Raw genomic sequence first — 15595 nt, forward strand, 5'->3', positions numbered from 1 at the left:
CATGTCCGGCCTCATCCATCCCACCGCCATCGTCGAGCCTGGCGCGCAACTCGCCGCGGACGTCGAGATCGGCGCCTACGCGTTCGTCGGGGCAGGCGTGACCCTCGGCGCCGGCACGCGGCTGCATCATCACGCGACGGTCGAGGGCAACACCGTGCTCGGCGAGCGCTGCGAGATCTTTCCGTATGCGTGCATCGGCGGAAAAACGCAGGACCTGAAATACAAGGGCGGCAATCCCGGTGTGCGCATCGGCGACCGCAATGTGTTTCGCGAGTTCTCGAGCGTGCACGCGGCGACCTTCGACGGACAGTTCACGACGGTCGGTTCGGACAACACGATTCTGGCGTATTGCCACATCGCGCACGACTGCGTCGTGGGAAATCGCGTGATCATGAGCAACTACGCCGGGCTCGCGGGTCACGTGATCGTCGAGGATCACGTGCTGATCGGCGCCTATGGCGGCGTGCATCAGTTCTGCCGGCTCGGCACCCACGCGATGCTCTCGGCGTGCTCGAAACTGGTCCACGATTTGCCGCCGTATTTCATCGCCGACGGCGCGCCGGCGACGGTGCGGACCTTCAACAAAATCGGTCTCGAGCGCAGCGGCTTCACGCCCGAACAGATCGATCGCGTGAAGCAGGTTTTCCGGATCCTGTATCGCGACGGCTTGAACCGCACACAGGCGATGGAGCGGCTCGGCGCGCACGAGCACGCGGCGACGGCGGAGTTTCAGCGGCTGATCACGTTCGCGAAAGCGAGCGAGCGCGGACTGGCGCCCGGCGTCTGACGTTTACCCGCTGAAGGGAAAGCCCGCGAAACCCACGAGCGACACGGAAACGAAAAACGGCTCCTTCGGTGTCGTTCGCGGGTTCCGTGGGCAACTGGCTCGTCACTTCTTTTTGTAAACCGTCGCCGGATCGAAAAGCCGTTCGGCGGTGAACTGGAGCTTGAGCGACGGATCGTCGAGATCGGCGAGCCGGCGATAGAAACAGGACTTGTAGCCGTTGTGGCAGGAGGCGTTGGCCGCGCCGGTCTGCTCGACCTTGATCAACAGCACGTCCTGATCGCAGTCGGTCCGCAGCTCGCGCACGAGCTGCACGTTGCCCGACTCCTCGCCCTTGATCCAAAGCTTGTTGCGGGAGCGGCTCCAATAGGTGGCCTTTTTCGAACGCAAGGTGTGCGCGAGCGATTCCGCATTCATGAAGGCGAACATCAGCACCTCGCCCGAATGCACATCCTGCGTGATGCAGGGAATCAGACCGTCGGGGCCGAACTTGGGCTGCAGGGTCGTGCCCAGTTCGATCTCGGCGGTGGTGGTGCGCGCGGGGAAGACGTAGGTGCTCATGGATGTTCGATGGGTTGTGCCTGAAGGCAGGCGCACCAGCGTCACAGTTCGGTCCGCTGCGTGCAAGCCGGCACGTCGGCGTGGGGTGCCCGTTCGGGCTGTCTGCAAAGGGGGGGGCTCCTGACCCCGCCGGTTGATTGCCGCATTCCGCGCGCCCCGCGGGGGCGGGAGACTCCGCCTTACAGCCTAGCCGCGCAGACGCACAAACCATGGCGGCCGACTCTCAGGTCGGATTCGCCAGCTTCCGCAAGTAATCGTAGCTGTAGAGGCCGGTGCGGTGACCGTCGCTGAAGTCGAAGCGGATCGCGTAGTTGCCCACGCGCTCCCAACCGGTGACGCGCACGCCGGGGAACGCGCGCGGACCGTGTCCGCCGTATTGCTGCCCGAAGATGTCGCGCTCGCCCTGCGTCTCCGCGCTGGGGGACGCGGCGCGCAACTGCTCGGAAGTGAAATACGTCTCGGCGCCATCCTCCCAGCGAATCGCGATTTCGTCGCCGATCATTTGAATGTCCACGGGCTGGTGCATGCCGGAGGAGTGGGCAAACGCGCGCGGATTTCAACCTCCGGATGACCTATCAGGTTGTCTACCGGCGCGGTTTCGGGGACCGACTATGTGGGCGGGGCCGTTGCGAAGATGGCTTTCGCTTGTCAGTTACACCTATGAAGCGCGCTGACGATCAGACTTCGCTGCCTCACATCGTCGTGGTTGGAGCCGGTTTCGCCGGACTGACCTTCTGCCGGAAATTCCCTCCGGGGCTGGCGCGGATCACGATGATCGATCGGCAGAATCACCACCTTTTCCAGCCGCTGCTGTATCAGGTCGCCACGGCCGGCTTGTCCGCCGTGGATATCGCGCAACCGATCCGTTCGATCCTGCGCCGCCAGTCGCGGCTTGAAGTGATGATGGCGGAGGTCAGCGGACTCGACCTGGATGCAAAAATCGTGCGCGTCCGTAACGAGGCCGCCGGACTCGAGGACCGCGAATTGAAATACGACTACCTGGTTCTGGCCGTGGGGGGAGTGACGAGCTACTTCGGGCGCGACGACTGGGCGGCGTTTGCGCCGGGCTTGAAATCGCTCGACGACGCCTTGCTGATCCGTCGCAAGATCCTGCTCGCCTTCGAGCGCGCGGAGATGGAGCGAGACGAGCAGAAGCGACTCGAACTGATGACGATCCTGGTCGTCGGCGGTGGGCCGACCGGCGTGGAGTTGGCGGGCACGTTCGCCGAGCTCGCGCGCACGGTGCTCGTGCGGGACTTCGACCGGATCGATCCGCGGCGCTCGCGGATCATTCTCGTGGAAGGCGGCGACCGGGTGTTGGGCACGTTTCCGAAGGATTTGTCGGAGAGCGCGGAGCGGCAGCTGCGTCGACTGGGCGTCGACGTCCGGAAAGGCGTGCGGGTGCAGGCGATCCGCGAGGGCGAGGTGGAGTTGAGCGACGGCGAAATCGTGCGGGCGGCCAACATCATCTGGGGCGCGGGCGTGTCGGCTTCGCCGCTCACGCGACAGCTCGGCGTGGAGCTCGACCGCGCCGGACGCGTGAAGATCGAGCCCGACCTCAGTGTGCCGGGCCGGCCGGAGGTGTTCGCGCTCGGCGACATGGCCACGCTGGTCGACCGCAACGGCACCTTGGTGCCGGGCGTGTCGCCGGCGGCGATCCAGATGGGTGAGCATACGGCGAAGCTCATCGCGCAGGAGTTGCGCGCGGGCCGGCGTTCGCCGGCCAAAGGCATGGGCACGCCGCAACGCGAGGCGTTCGCCTACTGGGACAAGGGGACGATGGCGACGATCGGCCGCTCCAAGGCTGTGGCGCAGATGGGCCGCTGGCACTTCAGCGGTTATCCCGCGTGGATCGCCTGGCTGTTCGTGCACCTCGTGTTCCTGGTCGGCTTCCGGAACCGGCTCTCGGTGTTCATCACCTGGGTGTATTCGTATCTTACCTACAAACGCGGTGCGCGGATCATCACCGGCGCGTTCGGCGGGCCGCCGGCGGGATCGGCCTGATGCGGCCTCAGCCGCGGCGCGCGCGGACGACCCGGTAGAAATTCTCGTAACGCGACACGATCGTGTCGGCGGAGAACGCGGTGCGCGCCTTTTCCCGCGCTGCGGCGCCGAGCCGGACGCGCAGCGGATCGTCGGCGAGCAGGCGCTCCACCGACCGCGCGAGATCGTCGGGCTGCGCCGACCGCACGAGCAGGCCGTTTTCCTCGTGATCGATCACCTCGGGGATGCCGCCCACCGCGGTGCTGACGCTCGGGCAGCCGAACGCCATCGCCTCGAGAATGCTGAGACAAAAGCTTTCCGAGTCCGACGTGAACAGCGCGAGGTCCGCGGCGTTCAGGTAGTCCTCGATCTCGAACACGTTTTGCCGGACGAGGATCTTGTCGGCGAGGCCGAGCCGGCGGACGTCGGCGTCGAAGCGGGAAAAGTCGCCTCCCGCGAGCACGAGCAGCTTGAACGGGCGGGGGCTTTGCACGCGCGCGATCGTCTCGAGCAGCCGGTCGATGCGTTTCACCGGCCGCAGATTCGAAAGGTGCAGGATGATCGCCTCGTCCTGCAGACCGAGCTCGCGCCGGATGGCGTCGGGCGAACGCGTGACCGGCCGGGGCGAAAAGAAATTATGGATCACCTCGATCGGGCAGCCGGGGCCGAGCACGCGATGCGTTTCCTGTTCGAGATAGCGGGAAACGGCCGTCACCGCGTCGGAGCGACCCAGGGCGTGGCGCACGGCGGGCCCGTAGCCGGGATCGGCGCCGAGCAGCGTCGTGTCGGTGCCATGCAGCGTGGTGATGAGACTCGGCCGCTTTGCCGGCGGCAGCATCTCGAGCGCGAGGATCGCCGCGGTCGCGTGCGGCACCGCATAGTGAACGTGGAGAATGTCGAGGCTGTGGGTGTCGCTCACCTCGGCCATCTTCACCGACAGCGGCAGGGTGTAGTCGGGATACTTGAACAGATCGTAGCCGTTGATGACGACCTCGTGAAACGCGATGTGCGGGACATCCGCGGAAATGCGAAACGGCCGCTCGTAACTGATGAAGTGCACCGTGTGTCCCCGCCGCGCGAGCTCCTCGCCCAACGCGGAGGCGAGGATCCCGCTGCCGCCGACGGACGGATAACAGGTGATGCCGATGTTGAGCGGAGCGGGAGACATGTTGCGCAAGACGGGAACCGGGAACGACACGAAGGGCTTTCGTGTGATTCGTGAAATTCGCGATTATTCCGCGATCAGAAAACGCGGGCGGCCTGGGTGAGGGAGGCGAGCGACCCGAGCAGGAGCGAATCGTTCGGCCAGAGCGGAATCGCGTGTGAAACCCCGGCGCGCAAGCCGTTCAGATGGGCACGCGTGAGTTGAAGCTCGCCGTAGTCGCGCGTTTTCTGCTGCGAGCGGTGCGCGGCCATCGCGGCGGTCCAGGCCTCCAGCACGGCGGGAGCGGAAACGTCGATCATCAGCGGCAGCTGCTCGTGCGGCTCGGCTTCGGGCGTGACCGCGTAATAGAGCAGGTGAGCGATGGCGTGAGAGTTGAGAGCGCGTAGTTCTGCCAATCCGCCGTAGCGCGCGAGTCGCGCCGCGTCGCGCACGAGACGCCCGAGACGCCAGTGATCGGGGTGCTGGTTTTCGATCAGCGAGGGCGCGAGCACGAGGGACGGGCGCAGCCGGCGGAGCAGCCGCGCGAGCTTGATCGCGTGTGCGGCTTTCACCTCGAGGTGCGCATCGCCGTCGAGCTTGAGAAACTCGATCGTCGCTCCGAGGCGCGCTGCGGCCTGCAGGGCTTCCTTCCGGCGGATCGCGGGCGTGCCGTTTGAGCCGGCCTCGCCGAGCGAGCAGACGACGAAGTGCACCGGCCGGCCGGACTGCGTCTCGCGGGCGACGACTCCGCCGCAGCCGAACTCGATGTCGTCGGGATGCGCGCCGAACGCGAGGATCGGCGCGGGTTTACTCGGTGTAGGCTTCATCGGAACGATCGATGGGGTCGCGGTTGACGAACACGATCTCGGGCGCGTCGGCTTTGTTCAAATAAGCCTGTTCCCCCGCGCCGCAAACATAGTGCGTGCAGCGAACCACGGACTGCATCCAGCGCAGGCGCGTATCGCGTGCCGGCGAGATCTGCGCTTTCGAGAACGTTTGCGGGGGCAGCACGGTGAAATGTTCGCCGCCCTCGTGCAGCTTCAAGGCGCCGTCGCTCCAGCGGGCGCGCACGATCTCACCCTCGTGCGGCACGTCGACGAAGAAGTCGGCAAGGTCGCAGGCGGCGGTGCGGACCGCGGGATCGCTGGAGCGCACCAGACGCACGCCCTCGAGCAGGCCCAGGCGGCGATACATCTCGAGACAGAAATCGGCAACGGTCGTGGCGGGATTGGTTTTCACCGCTTCGATCAACGGTGCCGGCACATAGGCGCCGAGCTGGCGCGCGGTGGTCTCGCGCCAGCCGGCTGGAATGCGTTTCAGATGCAACGGGGAAAACCGGCGCTGCAGCTTGTTCTCGAACGCGAAGTTCATCGCGAACGGCTCCCCGCTCTTGCGGTGGCGAAGAATGGTCTGCGTCTCGCGCGGATCGTGGTCGCTGTCGTGCACGAAAAACACGACCTCGCCGCCGATCTCCTTTTGCAGCCGGCGCGCGGTGACGATCTTCGCGTAAAGAAAGCGCCGCGGAAAAAAGCCGCACGGCTGCTGGCCGAAACAGATGACGGGCGCGCTCATGAACGTTTGCCGGGCAGGACGGACTGCAGCGCGAACGCGAAGAACACGCACGCGGCGCAACCGATCACGTTATACCACAGATAGGAGATCGAGAGGCTCGCATAGAGGACGAACACGAGCGTCTGCGCGGCGGCGGCGCCCCAGAACGCCGCGGTGCCGCCGATGCGCTTGAGGAAGAACGCGACCAGAAACAGTCCGAGCACGACCCCGTAGAAGATCGAGCCGAGGATGTTGATCGCCTGGATCAGGTTCTCCACGAGATTCGCGAACAGGGCGAAGGCGATCGCGATCGCGCCCCACAGGGTCGTCAGCCATTTCGACGCCGACACGTAGTGGCGGTCGGTTTCGCCGGGGCGGAAGGCCGCGCGATAAAAATCCACGGCCGTCGTCGACCCTAGCGCGACGAGCTCGGACGACAGCGACGAAACCGCCGCGCAGAGGATCAGCGCCATCAACAGCCCGATCACGCCGTGCGGCATGTGATCGAGCACGAAACGGATGAAGACGTAATCGGCGTCGTTCGTCGGTGCGGTGGGATCGCTCGCGGCGAGCGCCTGCCGCGCCTCGTGGCGCACCTGCTCGGTTTCGCGGTGCGTCGCGAGCACGGCGGATTTCGCGGCGGCCGCCCCGGCGGCGTCACCGTTGCGCTCGGCCGCGAGCCAGGCTTCGAGCTGCGGCCGCTTCTGCTCCGCGACGCGCGCGAAGTCGCGCTCGATCGTCTGGAAGCGCGCGCCGTCCGCGCCTTGCGCATGCGCCTGCCAGGTCGCGGTGTTGAAGAAGACGGGCGGACTTTGAAATTGGTAGAAAACGAACACCAGGGCCCCGAGCAGCAGGACGAAGAACTGCATCGGAATCTTGAATACGGCGTTGAACATCAACCCGAGCCGGCTTTCGCGCAGCGAACTGCCGGCCAGATAACGGCCCACCTGCGACTGGTCGGTGCCGAAATACGACAACGAGAGAAACAGTCCGCCGAGCAGGCCGGTCCAGAGCGTGTAGCGCCGGTCGGGATCGAAGCTGAAATCGACCGCCTGCAACTTGCCGAAACCGCCGGCGATCGTGAGCGCCTCGCCGAGGCCCACCGGCAGGCGCTGCAATACGACGAGGAACGCGACCAGCAGACCGCCCAGGATCACGGCCATCTGCCATTTTTGCGTGACGCTTACGGCTTCGTTGCCGCCGATGGCGGTGTAGGCGACGACGAACACGCCGATCGCCACGATCGTCACGTCCTGCGACCAACCCAACACGGTTGAAAGAATGATCGCCGGGGCGTAGATCGTGATGCCCGACGCGAGCCCGCGCTGGAGGAGAAACAGCGCGGCGCCGAGCAGCCGTGTTTTTCGATCGAAGCGGTGGCCGAGGTATTCGTAGGCCGTGTGAACCTTGAGCCGGCGGTAGATGGGAAGGAACACCGCGGCGACGATGATCAGCGCGAGCGGCAGCCCGAAGTAGTTCTGCACGAACGCGAGTCCGTTTTCATACGCCTGGCCGGGCGTGGACAGGAACGTCACCGCGCTCGCTTGCGTGGCCATGACGCCCAGACCGATCGTGCCCCAGCCGGTGGCGCGGTTGCCGTGCAAATACTCCGCGAAGTCGCGCGGGCTGCGCGAACGCCACACCCCGTAGACGCCGATGCTCAGCATCGTCGCGAGCAGAACCGCGTAGTCGATCCAGCTCATGCGGCGAACGCGCGGGTAAACCAGGTCAGCAGACCGACGGTGGCGACGAAGCCGGCGAGCACGACGAGATAGACATGCGACCACCGCCTCAAGCCGGGCACTTGCGGATCATCCGTTTCGGTCGAAGGGGGGACTTGGGACATGCTGGAAACAAGACGCACTCGGCGCGGGAACGATGCGCCCGTCGTGGCGGAATCGGGGAAGCTATTTTCCAAGCGAGAGCAGATTCGCGAACAACCGGTAGGCACCGGGAACGCCCGCGGGCAATTCGCGGAACCAGGAGAGGCTCGTGTAAACGATGTGGCCGCGGCCGTGCTTCGCGACGAGGAGCGTGCCCTCCAGCGGAGACTCGCCGGGATCGTTCATGGCGAGCAGCGGCGTGAATTGCGCACCCCAGCTTTTCGGGACGAAACGCGCCCGTTCCTGCATCCAGCCCGTGAAATCGGCGGCGGTGATGCGATTAGGCGTCGTGAACGCCGCGTGACCGGGCGCGAGCAGCGTGACCGGCGCGTCGGCATTCGTGATGCGCTCGCGCGAGAGCTCGAGAGGATAGGGCGCGAAGCGCTGGCTCGCGAGGCCGTTCGAGGTGTTGTATTGCACGATCAACGTGCCGCCGCGTTCGGCGTAGGCGAAAAGCGCCGGCATCAACGCGTCGAGATCGCCGCGAACGTTGAACGCGCGCACGCCGAGCACGATGGCGTCGAAGCGTTGGAGCCTATCCGCCGCGACCTCGGCGGATCCGAGCGGCGTCACGGTGCAGCCCAGGCGGGCGAGACTTTCAGCGACGAGATCGCCGGCGCCGGGGAGATAGCCGATGGCGCGCGCGCGCGTAGCGACTTCGAGACTGACCGCGTGCAGGACCGCCGGTCGCTGCAGTAGCTGCACCGGAATGTGCGGATAGCGAATTTCGCTGCGGCCGCGGTCATAGCTGCGATCGCCGATGGTCGCTCGTGCGACGAACCGCGCGCTGCCCGTGGCGGCGGGCGCGGTGATTTGAAACGCGGCGACCGCGCGGTCGCCGACCTCGTTGAGCTGAAACGCCTGCTGCGTCGGTGCGATCCGCCAGCCGGCAGGACTTTCCAGCCGCAATTCGCCGGCGGTGTGGGCGCGCGCGGCGGAGAGTTCGACGGACACCGTCCTGGTTTCGCCCGGCGCGAACAGCGCGAGCTCGTCGCTCCAGGCGACCGAAATCGGCGCGATCGCTTCGAGCGGCCGGCGCACCTCGCCGTTCACCGGATCGGTGATCACCTGCACGGGCTCGTCGCGGACCACGAGGGTCTGTCCGCCGACATCGAAGACAAACTCGACCGGGAACGCCGGCGGGTTTTCGGCGCGTCCGATCAGCGCCGCGTCGGCCACTTCGAACATTCCCTCCGTTCCGTCTCCACGAAGCCAATACGGCTGCGTGAGCGGCGTGCTCACCGGCAGTTCGACGGCGGACTCGCGGCTTGCGGCCGCGTCGGGCGGAAGCTCGGGAAACGCGCCGCCGAGTTCGCGGTGTTGCGCGGGATAACGCACGCCGATCCAGCGCACCGGCACGCCCGTGCGGACGATCGCGGTGTGGCGCAGACGCAGCGTTTCGCCGGGCACGACTTGCGCGTTGGGCAGCGTCGTCTCGACGTGCAGTCCGAGACACGCCTGCAGGAGGTGATCGAGTTGCGCGCGTTTGTCAGCGAGGAGCGGGTGCTCTTGCAGCGCACTCATCTCGCGACGGATCGCGAGCAGAGCGGGCACGCTTTTCTCCGGGTGAAGCGGATCGAAGTTAGCGAGGACTTCGTCGCACCGCGTCGCGAGGCCGGCGCCGCCGGGGATGCGCGCCCAGGTCGGCTCGACGCCGTCCATGATGTCGTGCCCGGCCGGCTCGCCGGCGAGCAGCGTGAAGTTCTCGAAGGCGCGACCGCGTGTGCCAGTCCGGCCTTCGCCCTGACTCTTGTGCATCGAGCGTCCGCGCGCGCCGATTTCGCCGAACGATTCGCCCAGCAGCGGATCGTAGCCGCCGGCGTCGAGTTGAACGACACCCGGGCCGGCCGGGCCGGTGCCGGACGGCGACCAGCTGTTCCAGAGCACGCGCTTCGGCTGCCACGGCGGCAGGTGGCCGAGTTGTTCGGGAAACGCCTTGGGATCGCCGGCGAGCTTGAAGGCTTCAAGGGTGAGAATCGCGGACGCGGTGTGATGGCCGTGCGTGCCGCCCGGCACCGGCGAGAAACGCGTGACGATCACGTCGGGTCGAAACGTGCGGATGACGCGCACGATGTCGGCCACGACTTCGTCGCGATGCCAGCGCCGCAGCGTGTCGGCGGCGTCTTTCGAAAATCCGAAATCGCGCGCGCGGGAAAAGAATTGCTGTGCGCCGTCGATGCGGCGGGCGGCGAGCAGTTCCTGGGTGCGAATGACGCCGAGCGGGTCGCCCAGCTCGGGACCGATGAGGTTCTGACCGCCGTCGCCGCGCGTGAGCGACAGATAAGCCATGCGCAAGGCGCGGCCGCGGGCGAGATAGGGCAGGAGCCGGTTGTTTTCGTCGTCGGGGTGCGCGGCGACGTAGAGCACGCTGCCGAACTCGCGGAAATTGCGCAGTTCCTGCAGCACGTCGCTGGCCGTCATCGGTGACGCGGGCGCGGCGGAAACGGGCGGAAGCGCGGCCGCCACGAGCAGAATGCCCAGCGCGGCCGCGAGCGAGAAGCGACGCATCACCGCAGGCGGGCGATGAGGTTTTCGTTCAAGCGGATGTATTCCTCCTGCACCGCGCCGCCGGCTTTTTTCGCGATCTCGATCGAGCGCTGCGCGGCGGCGATGGCGTCGGCTTTGCGGCCGAGCGCGGCGAGCAGTCGCGCCTTGTGATAAAACACCCAGAAAGCCTGAGGTTGCGCCTGGCTTGCCGCGTCCATCCATTCGGCGGCCTGGTTGAGGTCGATCTGGTGCTCGAAGTAGAAGAGCGCGGCTTGGAAATACGGTTTCTCGGCGCTGTCGGACGCCATCGCCGCTTTGATCTGGGGAACGAGCTTGGCGGCGACGTCCACTTCGAGTTTCAACGGCACGTAGGTGTTCTCCCACGCCAGATAGAGTGTGGCGGATTCGTCGCGCAGGTCGCCGAGACCGATGGTGAACGTTTCCACGAGCTCCGGCGCGGTGCGCGGCTGCGCGGCGATGCGGGCGACATCGTTTTTCGGATCGTAGCTGTAAGCGCCCCAGTCGGACGAATCTTTCGCGAGGATCACCGTCCACTTGTCCTTGGCCGGAATCGAAAACAGCTCGTAGGTGCCGGCAGGAATCTCGGTGCCGTTAAGTTTGACCGGCGTGCTGAAGCTGATCTTCGAGGCGGCGTTCGCGCCCGTCCGCCAGACTTCACCGTAGGGAATCAGTCCGCCGAAAATCTGGCGGCCTTTCACGCCCGGCCGGGAGTAGTCGATCGAGATGTCGGTGAGACCGACGCGCTGTTTCAGCGACGCGGTCGGGCTGGGCGCGGGAAACTCGATCTTGTTCGTCGCCTGCGCCTGCAAGCCGGCGGCAAACGCGAAGGAGAGAAGCACAGGGACAAGGAATCGAACGGTGGACATGGTCATGGTGGAAGGGTGACGGTGCAGCCTCTTGTAAGCGGCTAAAGCCAAAACACAAACGGGAGTCGTCGGATTTTAGGCAAGGCGTCAATGCCGCGGCCGTCGCGGCGATCCGGCTTGGCGGGCGATCACCGGCGGCCCGTCACGCGAGAGCACGATCACCGCCCACGGATGGGTGAGCACCTGGGTCGCGATCGCATCGGGCGGCGGCGCTTTCTCCCGATAGCGGACGACCCGGTGGCCGTCATCGAGGTCGACACCGAGGATTTCGATCGCGTAGCCGCCCGTGCGGCGTTCGCCGAGAAAGAGGGCGGCGGCGATTTCGTTTTCGCCCAGCGGACGCGGCGCCTCGCGGCCGATGTCGCTCCAGAGCCGAAGCCATTCCTCCGGTTGCCGGACGAGGCGCGTGTCCGCCTGCCGGACGTGGCTGTGCGCGCCCTGCCAGAGTTCGCGCCCGGTCTCGGGCGCCGCGCCGCTGTCGGTGCGGCACGCGCCGAACAGCAGGCACGCCAACGCGAGCGGAGAGGCAAGGGAGAGGAGTCTCATGACGCGAGCTGCGTGCGACCGCGGGAGCGGATCGGGGTTTCGCGAAACCTTATCCGCGGCCGGCGTGAAATGCACGGAAAAGCGGGCGGCTGCGCTTCCGGATTTGCGCTCGCCGGTCCGATCCGCTGGATAACCGGCGCATGTCCGCTTCCGTCACGGTCAAAGATCTTCGCAAGCGTTATGGACGCGTGGAGGCGTTGCGCGGAGCGAGCTTCGAGGTGGCGGCGGGCGAGGTGTTCGGATTGCTCGGCCCCAATGGCGCCGGCAAGACCACGACGCTCGAGTGCCTGGTGGGCTTGCGGCAGCCGGACGCAGGCGAGCTTTTCATCGGCGGCACCGACGCGCGGCGCCGGCCGCGGGAGGTGCGGGAAAAAATCGGGGTGGCGCTGCAGAGCACGGCGCTGCCGGATCAGATCACGCCGCGCGAGGCGCTCCGGCTGTTCGGCTCGTATTATAGAGAACGGAGCGAGCCGGCCGTGTTGCTGGAACGCTTCGCGTTGCGCGAAAAGGCGGACGCGCGGTTCGCGTCGTTGTCGGCCGGGCAGCGGCATCGTCTCGGTCTGGCTCTCGCGTTTGTGAACCGGCCGGAGCTGGTCGTCCTGGATGAGCCGACGGCGGGGCTCGATCCGTCGTCGCGGGTGGAACTGCACGCAGAGATCCGGCGCATGAAGGCGGACGGGCACACCGTGCTGCTGGCCACGCACTACCTCGAGGAGGCGGAGCAGCTGTGCGACCGTATCGCGATTGTGGATGCAGGCCGCGTCGTCGCGACCGGCGCTCCCGGCGAACTCATCGCGGCGGCGGCGGCCCGGCACACCGTGAACCTGGTGACGCGGCGGCCGCTGCCGCGAGAAGGCCTGTCTGCGTGCGTGGACCTTGCGGCGATCGGCGGCGAAGGAACGCGGCTCGTTTTCCAAACGACGGAGCCGACCCAGACGGTGGCGGCGCTGCTGGCGTGCGTGACGGACGCCGGGGCGGGATTGGTGGAACTCACGGTGCGGCAGGCGACCTTGGAGGAGGTGTTTCTCAAGCTCACCCGCGCGCGCGACGCCGGAGCGGAAACGACGAACGAAGGAGGAGTGTCGTGAGCGGCTTTTTCCAGCACTTCACGATGTCGCTCCGGCTGCATCGGCGAAACCGCATGGCGCTGGTCTACGGCTATCTGTTTCCGCTGATTTTCCTGGGCGCGTTCTGGGTCCTGTATCGGCACGAGTCCGTGCCGTTGCTGCAGCACATGGGCGAGCTGTTGACGGTGAGCGTGCTGGGCGGCGCGTGTTTCGGGCTGCCGACGACGCTCGTGAGCGAGCGCGAACGCGGGGTCTGGCGACGCTATCGACTGCTGCCGGCAGGCACGTGGAGCGTGGTGCTGAGCACGGTCCTGGCCCGCTACGTCCTGCTGCTGACGGCGGGTTTGCTGCAACTGGGGGTCGCGCTCGCGGTCGGCATGACTCTGCCGGCGCATCCGCTGGACCTGCTGGTCGCGTTTACGTTCGTGGCGGGAGCGTTCATCGGCCTCGGACTCGTGATCGCGATGCTCGCGGACAACGTCCCGGCGGTGCAAGCGCTGGGGCAGTGCATTTTTCTGCCGATGCTGATCATCGGCGGCGTGGCGGTGCCGCTCGCGAGTCTGCCCCCCTGGGCGCAGCACGTCGCGGCGTTTTTCCCGGGACGCTACGCGGTGGAGGCGCTGCAGGCGTGCGTGACGGGTCCGGGATGGAGCGGCGTGCCTTTCGATCTGGCGGCGCTGGCGGTGATCGGCGTCGCCGGTGCGATCGCGGGTGCGAAGCTGTTTCGCTGGGAGTCGGGTCAGCGCTTCGCGGCGGTGCGGGGGAAACCCTGGCTGGCGGCGGCGCTGGCGGGTTGGGCGCTCGTGGGAGCCGCGGCGGAATGGCGCGGCCACGTGGCGCCGGTCGCGGTGGAGGCGGATCGTGCGCGCCTCGCGGCGCCGGCGCAGCAGCCGTGGGAAACGGTGACCGACGACGACGTGGCCCGGCTGGATTTCGCCAACCTGCCGCCGGACTACGGCGTGGTGGCGCCGATCGCGGGCCCGGACGAAAAACCGAGCGAAGACATGGACCGCCAGCTGGCGCAGATCGAAAGCCGGCTGGCCACCTGGCCGGCGGGCCGCGTCGCGGATTTGCGGCAGCGAACGCTGAATCTGCTGTGCCTCGCGGCGCTGCCGGACCTGGTGCAAAATCCGGTCGAGCGATGGATGCCCGGCATCGTGTTCGACCGCCTCGAGCTTTCGATGCCGCGCTGGCAACTGGTGCAGATCCTGACCTGGATCGCCCTGCATCCGGAGGACGGCCAGGTGGTGGTCGATCTCTCGGCGGTCGGTATCCATGGCGTGGGGACGGACGCGGGCGTGCGCGAGCGCGTGCGGTGGTATGCGATCAAATTTGTCGCGCGACTGACCGGGCGGGTGGAACCTTGAAACGCGCATGAACCCCGGTTGGAAAACGCTGCTCCGTTTCAGCCTGATGGTGTTTTTCGTCAGCGTGCTCGTGTGCCTGCCGTTCCTGGTGTGGGGCGAGTCGGTGTTTGTGCCGTTCTTCGACGCTTTTCGCGGACGGACGGGCTGGCTGGTGCTGTTTGCGGTGCTGCTGTTGGGCGCGGACGCGGTGCTGCCGGTGCCCTCGGCGTGGGTGATCATTTTTCTCGCGCAGCAAGCCGGCATCGCGGCGGGGATCGTCGGCGGATCGCTGGGACTGGTGCTGGGCGTGGTGGTGGCGGGCTGGCTCGGCCGCGCCGCGGTGGGCCGGGCGGCGCCGCGTTTTTTTCCGGCGGCGGAGCTCGCCCGGCTGCGGGATTCGCTCGAGCGGCACACGGTGGTCACGCTCGCCTGCCTCCGAAGCGTGCCCGTGCTGGCGGAAACCTCCGTCCTGATCGCGGCGGGGCTGGGCGTGCCGCAGCGGCGGATCTTCCAGGCGACGCTCGTGCCGAATGTGGCGATCGCGACGATTTACGCGGTGGCGGCGGACGATTCGTTCTGGACGGCCGCCGGCGTGTTCCTGGCAACGGTGGCGGCCTCGTATCTCGGATGGCGCGGGGCGATGGGCGTCGCGGGACGGACGGCCTCGCGTTGACCGCGGGACTTGTGCGGAAGGACAGGCTGAAATATCTTTGGCCGTCGGCGGCGACCGGCGGTTTGCCGGCGTGCGTCGATTCGGCTTGGCTTCGCGCAGGGCGGGCGGGTTGAGCCGATCCCCGCACCGCCCGCAACCACGAGGGTGGTTATGAGCAATCAGATCATGCAGTGGGATCCCTTCCGGGAGCTGGAAGACATGCACCGGCATCTCTCGACGTTGTTCGATGCGAGTCCGTTCGTTTCGCGCCGCGGCGGCCGCGGCAAGGAGGCGATCGCCGAGTCCGATTGGTCCCCGGTGGTGGACATCAGCGAGGACGACAAAGCCTATGTCATCAAAGCCGAGTTGCCCGAGGTGAAGAAAGAGGACGTGCATGTGCGCGTCGAAAACGGCGTGCTGACGCTCACCGGCGAACGGAAGCAGGAGAAGGAGGAGAAAGGGCGCCGCTATCACCGGATCGAGCGCGCGTATGGCGCGTTCGCGCGGAGCTTCACGCTGCCGGGCGACGCGGATCCCGACAAGGTGAACGCATCCTACAAAGACGGCATGCTGACGGTTTCGGTCGCGAAAGCCGAGCATGCCAGGGCGAAGCCGGTGGAGGTGAAAGTCGCCTGACCAACCGGCGCGCTTAAAGGAGGAACACCGGCCGCCGCTGCGCGGAACCACCGGATCGCGGCGGCGGC

Annotated in this window: 16 protein-coding genes; 6 read left to right on the forward strand and 10 right to left on the reverse strand. The window is 66.9% G+C overall.

What is annotated here, in order from left to right; all coding sequences use genetic code 11:
• Position 1 precedes the first annotated feature (1 nt).
• Positions 2 to 787: an acyl-ACP--UDP-N-acetylglucosamine O-acyltransferase gene (gene lpxA / locus AC6RV7_RS12075; RefSeq protein WP_500094249.1), complete on the forward strand. Its 786-nt coding sequence runs from the start codon at positions 2 to 4 to the stop codon at positions 785 to 787.
• A 102-nt stretch (positions 788 to 889) separates the two neighbouring features.
• Here the strand turns inward: lpxA and hisI are convergent, their stop codons facing one another.
• Both hisI and AC6RV7_RS12085 read right to left on the reverse strand, forming a co-directional pair.
• The gene (hisI, locus tag AC6RV7_RS12080; RefSeq protein ID WP_500094250.1) at positions 890 to 1345 is read right to left on the reverse strand and encodes a phosphoribosyl-AMP cyclohydrolase; all 456 of its coding nucleotides are present in this window, start codon (positions 1343 to 1345) and stop codon (positions 890 to 892) included.
• Between the two features lie 223 nt (positions 1346 to 1568).
• Positions 1569 to 1871, reverse strand: a complete 303-nt coding sequence (locus tag AC6RV7_RS12085) for a gamma-butyrobetaine hydroxylase-like domain-containing protein (protein WP_500094251.1) — start codon at positions 1869 to 1871, stop codon at positions 1569 to 1571.
• 134 nt (positions 1872 to 2005) lie between these two features.
• On the opposite strand from AC6RV7_RS12085, the gene AC6RV7_RS12090 reads away from it, so the two are divergent.
• Complete coding sequence (locus AC6RV7_RS12090; RefSeq protein WP_500094252.1) at positions 2006 to 3349, forward strand: NAD(P)/FAD-dependent oxidoreductase; 1344 nt, start codon at positions 2006 to 2008, stop codon at positions 3347 to 3349.
• A gap of 7 nt (positions 3350 to 3356) precedes the next feature.
• Here AC6RV7_RS12090 and bshA read toward each other — a convergent pair whose 3' ends face one another.
• The 8 genes from bshA to AC6RV7_RS12130 all read right to left on the reverse strand — a co-directional run bounded on the left by bshA (position 3357) and on the right by AC6RV7_RS12130 (position 11826).
• Positions 3357 to 4496 (reverse strand): N-acetyl-alpha-D-glucosaminyl L-malate synthase BshA, encoded by a 1140-nt coding sequence (gene bshA / locus AC6RV7_RS12095; RefSeq protein ID WP_500094253.1) that lies wholly within the window; start codon positions 4494 to 4496, stop codon positions 3357 to 3359.
• 74 nt (positions 4497 to 4570) lie between these two features.
• Positions 4571 to 5299, reverse strand: a complete 729-nt coding sequence (locus AC6RV7_RS12100) for a PIG-L family deacetylase (RefSeq protein ID WP_500094254.1) — start codon at positions 5297 to 5299, stop codon at positions 4571 to 4573.
• Positions 5280 to 6044 carry a hypothetical protein gene (locus AC6RV7_RS12105; RefSeq protein ID WP_500094255.1) on the reverse strand — a complete coding sequence of 255 codons (765 nt, stop codon included), beginning with the start codon at positions 6042 to 6044 and terminating at the stop codon, positions 5280 to 5282. The genes AC6RV7_RS12100 and AC6RV7_RS12105 overlap by 20 nt, the downstream gene beginning before the upstream one ends.
• Positions 6041 to 7726 (reverse strand): sodium:solute symporter family protein, encoded by a 1686-nt coding sequence (locus AC6RV7_RS12110; RefSeq protein WP_500094256.1) that lies wholly within the window; start codon positions 7724 to 7726, stop codon positions 6041 to 6043. Before AC6RV7_RS12110 ends, AC6RV7_RS12105 begins: the two co-directional genes overlap by 4 nt.
• Entirely contained in the window at positions 7723 to 7869 is a 147-nt protein-coding gene (locus AC6RV7_RS12115; protein WP_500094257.1) for a hypothetical protein, read from the reverse strand. Before AC6RV7_RS12115 ends, AC6RV7_RS12110 begins: the two co-directional genes overlap by 4 nt.
• 61 nt (positions 7870 to 7930) lie before the next feature.
• Complete coding sequence (locus AC6RV7_RS12120) at positions 7931 to 10414, reverse strand: PIG-L family deacetylase (protein WP_500094909.1); 2484 nt, start codon at positions 10412 to 10414, stop codon at positions 7931 to 7933.
• A complete protein-coding gene (locus tag AC6RV7_RS12125; RefSeq protein ID WP_500094258.1) occupies positions 10414 to 11280 on the reverse strand; it encodes a DUF2911 domain-containing protein in 867 nt (288 codons plus the stop codon). Before AC6RV7_RS12125 ends, AC6RV7_RS12120 begins: the two co-directional genes overlap by 1 nt.
• Before the next feature lie 87 nt (positions 11281 to 11367).
• Positions 11368 to 11826 (reverse strand): protease complex subunit PrcB family protein, encoded by a 459-nt coding sequence (locus tag AC6RV7_RS12130; RefSeq protein WP_500094259.1) that lies wholly within the window; start codon positions 11824 to 11826, stop codon positions 11368 to 11370.
• A 140-nt stretch (positions 11827 to 11966) separates the two neighbouring features.
• Here AC6RV7_RS12130 and AC6RV7_RS12135 point away from each other — a divergent pair, with 140 nt between their 5' ends.
• From AC6RV7_RS12135 to AC6RV7_RS12150, 4 genes are all read left to right on the forward strand, one after another.
• A complete protein-coding gene (locus AC6RV7_RS12135) occupies positions 11967 to 12914 on the forward strand; it encodes an ABC transporter ATP-binding protein (RefSeq protein ID WP_500094260.1) in 948 nt (315 codons plus the stop codon).
• Complete coding sequence (locus AC6RV7_RS12140; protein ID WP_500094261.1) at positions 12911 to 14260, forward strand: ABC transporter permease; 1350 nt, start codon at positions 12911 to 12913, stop codon at positions 14258 to 14260. Before AC6RV7_RS12135 ends, AC6RV7_RS12140 begins: the two co-directional genes overlap by 4 nt.
• Before the next feature lie 7 nt (positions 14261 to 14267).
• Positions 14268 to 14912 carry a TVP38/TMEM64 family protein gene (locus AC6RV7_RS12145; protein ID WP_500094262.1) on the forward strand — a complete coding sequence of 215 codons (645 nt, stop codon included), beginning with the start codon at positions 14268 to 14270 and terminating at the stop codon, positions 14910 to 14912.
• A gap of 150 nt (positions 14913 to 15062) precedes the next feature.
• A complete protein-coding gene (locus AC6RV7_RS12150) occupies positions 15063 to 15527 on the forward strand; it encodes an Hsp20/alpha crystallin family protein (protein ID WP_500094263.1) in 465 nt (154 codons plus the stop codon).
• The last annotated feature ends 68 nt before the right edge of the window (positions 15528 to 15595 follow it).

This window comes from Opitutus sp. sgz309028, assembly GCF_059821195.1.

Bases quoted from the DNA above. Each gene is read 5' to 3' on its own strand.
- lpxA (WP_500094249.1), top strand. From the start codon at position 2: ATGTCCGGCCTCATCCATCCCACCGCCATCGTCGAGCCTGGCGCGCAA.
- hisI (WP_500094250.1), bottom strand. From the start codon at position 1,345: ATGAGCACCTACGTCTTCCCCGCGCGCACCACCACCGCCGAGATCGAA.
- AC6RV7_RS12085 (WP_500094251.1), bottom strand. From the start codon at position 1,871: ATGCACCAGCCCGTGGACATTCAAATGATCGGCGACGAAATCGCGATT.
- AC6RV7_RS12090 (WP_500094252.1), top strand. From the start codon at position 2,006: ATGAAGCGCGCTGACGATCAGACTTCGCTGCCTCACATCGTCGTGGTT.
- bshA (WP_500094253.1), bottom strand. From the start codon at position 4,496: ATGTCTCCCGCTCCGCTCAACATCGGCATCACCTGTTATCCGTCCGTC.
- AC6RV7_RS12100 (WP_500094254.1), bottom strand. From the start codon at position 5,299: ATGAAGCCTACACCGAGTAAACCCGCGCCGATCCTCGCGTTCGGCGCG.
- AC6RV7_RS12105 (WP_500094255.1), bottom strand. From the start codon at position 6,044: ATGAGCGCGCCCGTCATCTGTTTCGGCCAGCAGCCGTGCGGCTTTTTT.
- AC6RV7_RS12110 (WP_500094256.1), bottom strand. From the start codon at position 7,726: ATGAGCTGGATCGACTACGCGGTTCTGCTCGCGACGATGCTGAGCATC.
- AC6RV7_RS12115 (WP_500094257.1), bottom strand. From the start codon at position 7,869: ATGTCCCAAGTCCCCCCTTCGACCGAAACGGATGATCCGCAAGTGCCC.
- AC6RV7_RS12120 (WP_500094909.1), bottom strand. From the start codon at position 10,414: ATGCGTCGCTTCTCGCTCGCGGCCGCGCTGGGCATTCTGCTCGTGGCG.
- AC6RV7_RS12125 (WP_500094258.1), bottom strand. From the start codon at position 11,280: ATGTCCACCGTTCGATTCCTTGTCCCTGTGCTTCTCTCCTTCGCGTTT.
- AC6RV7_RS12130 (WP_500094259.1), bottom strand. From the start codon at position 11,826: ATGAGACTCCTCTCCCTTGCCTCTCCGCTCGCGTTGGCGTGCCTGCTG.
- AC6RV7_RS12135 (WP_500094260.1), top strand. From the start codon at position 11,967: ATGTCCGCTTCCGTCACGGTCAAAGATCTTCGCAAGCGTTATGGACGC.
- AC6RV7_RS12145 (WP_500094262.1), top strand. From the start codon at position 14,268: ATGAACCCCGGTTGGAAAACGCTGCTCCGTTTCAGCCTGATGGTGTTT.
- AC6RV7_RS12150 (WP_500094263.1), top strand. From the start codon at position 15,063: ATGAGCAATCAGATCATGCAGTGGGATCCCTTCCGGGAGCTGGAAGAC.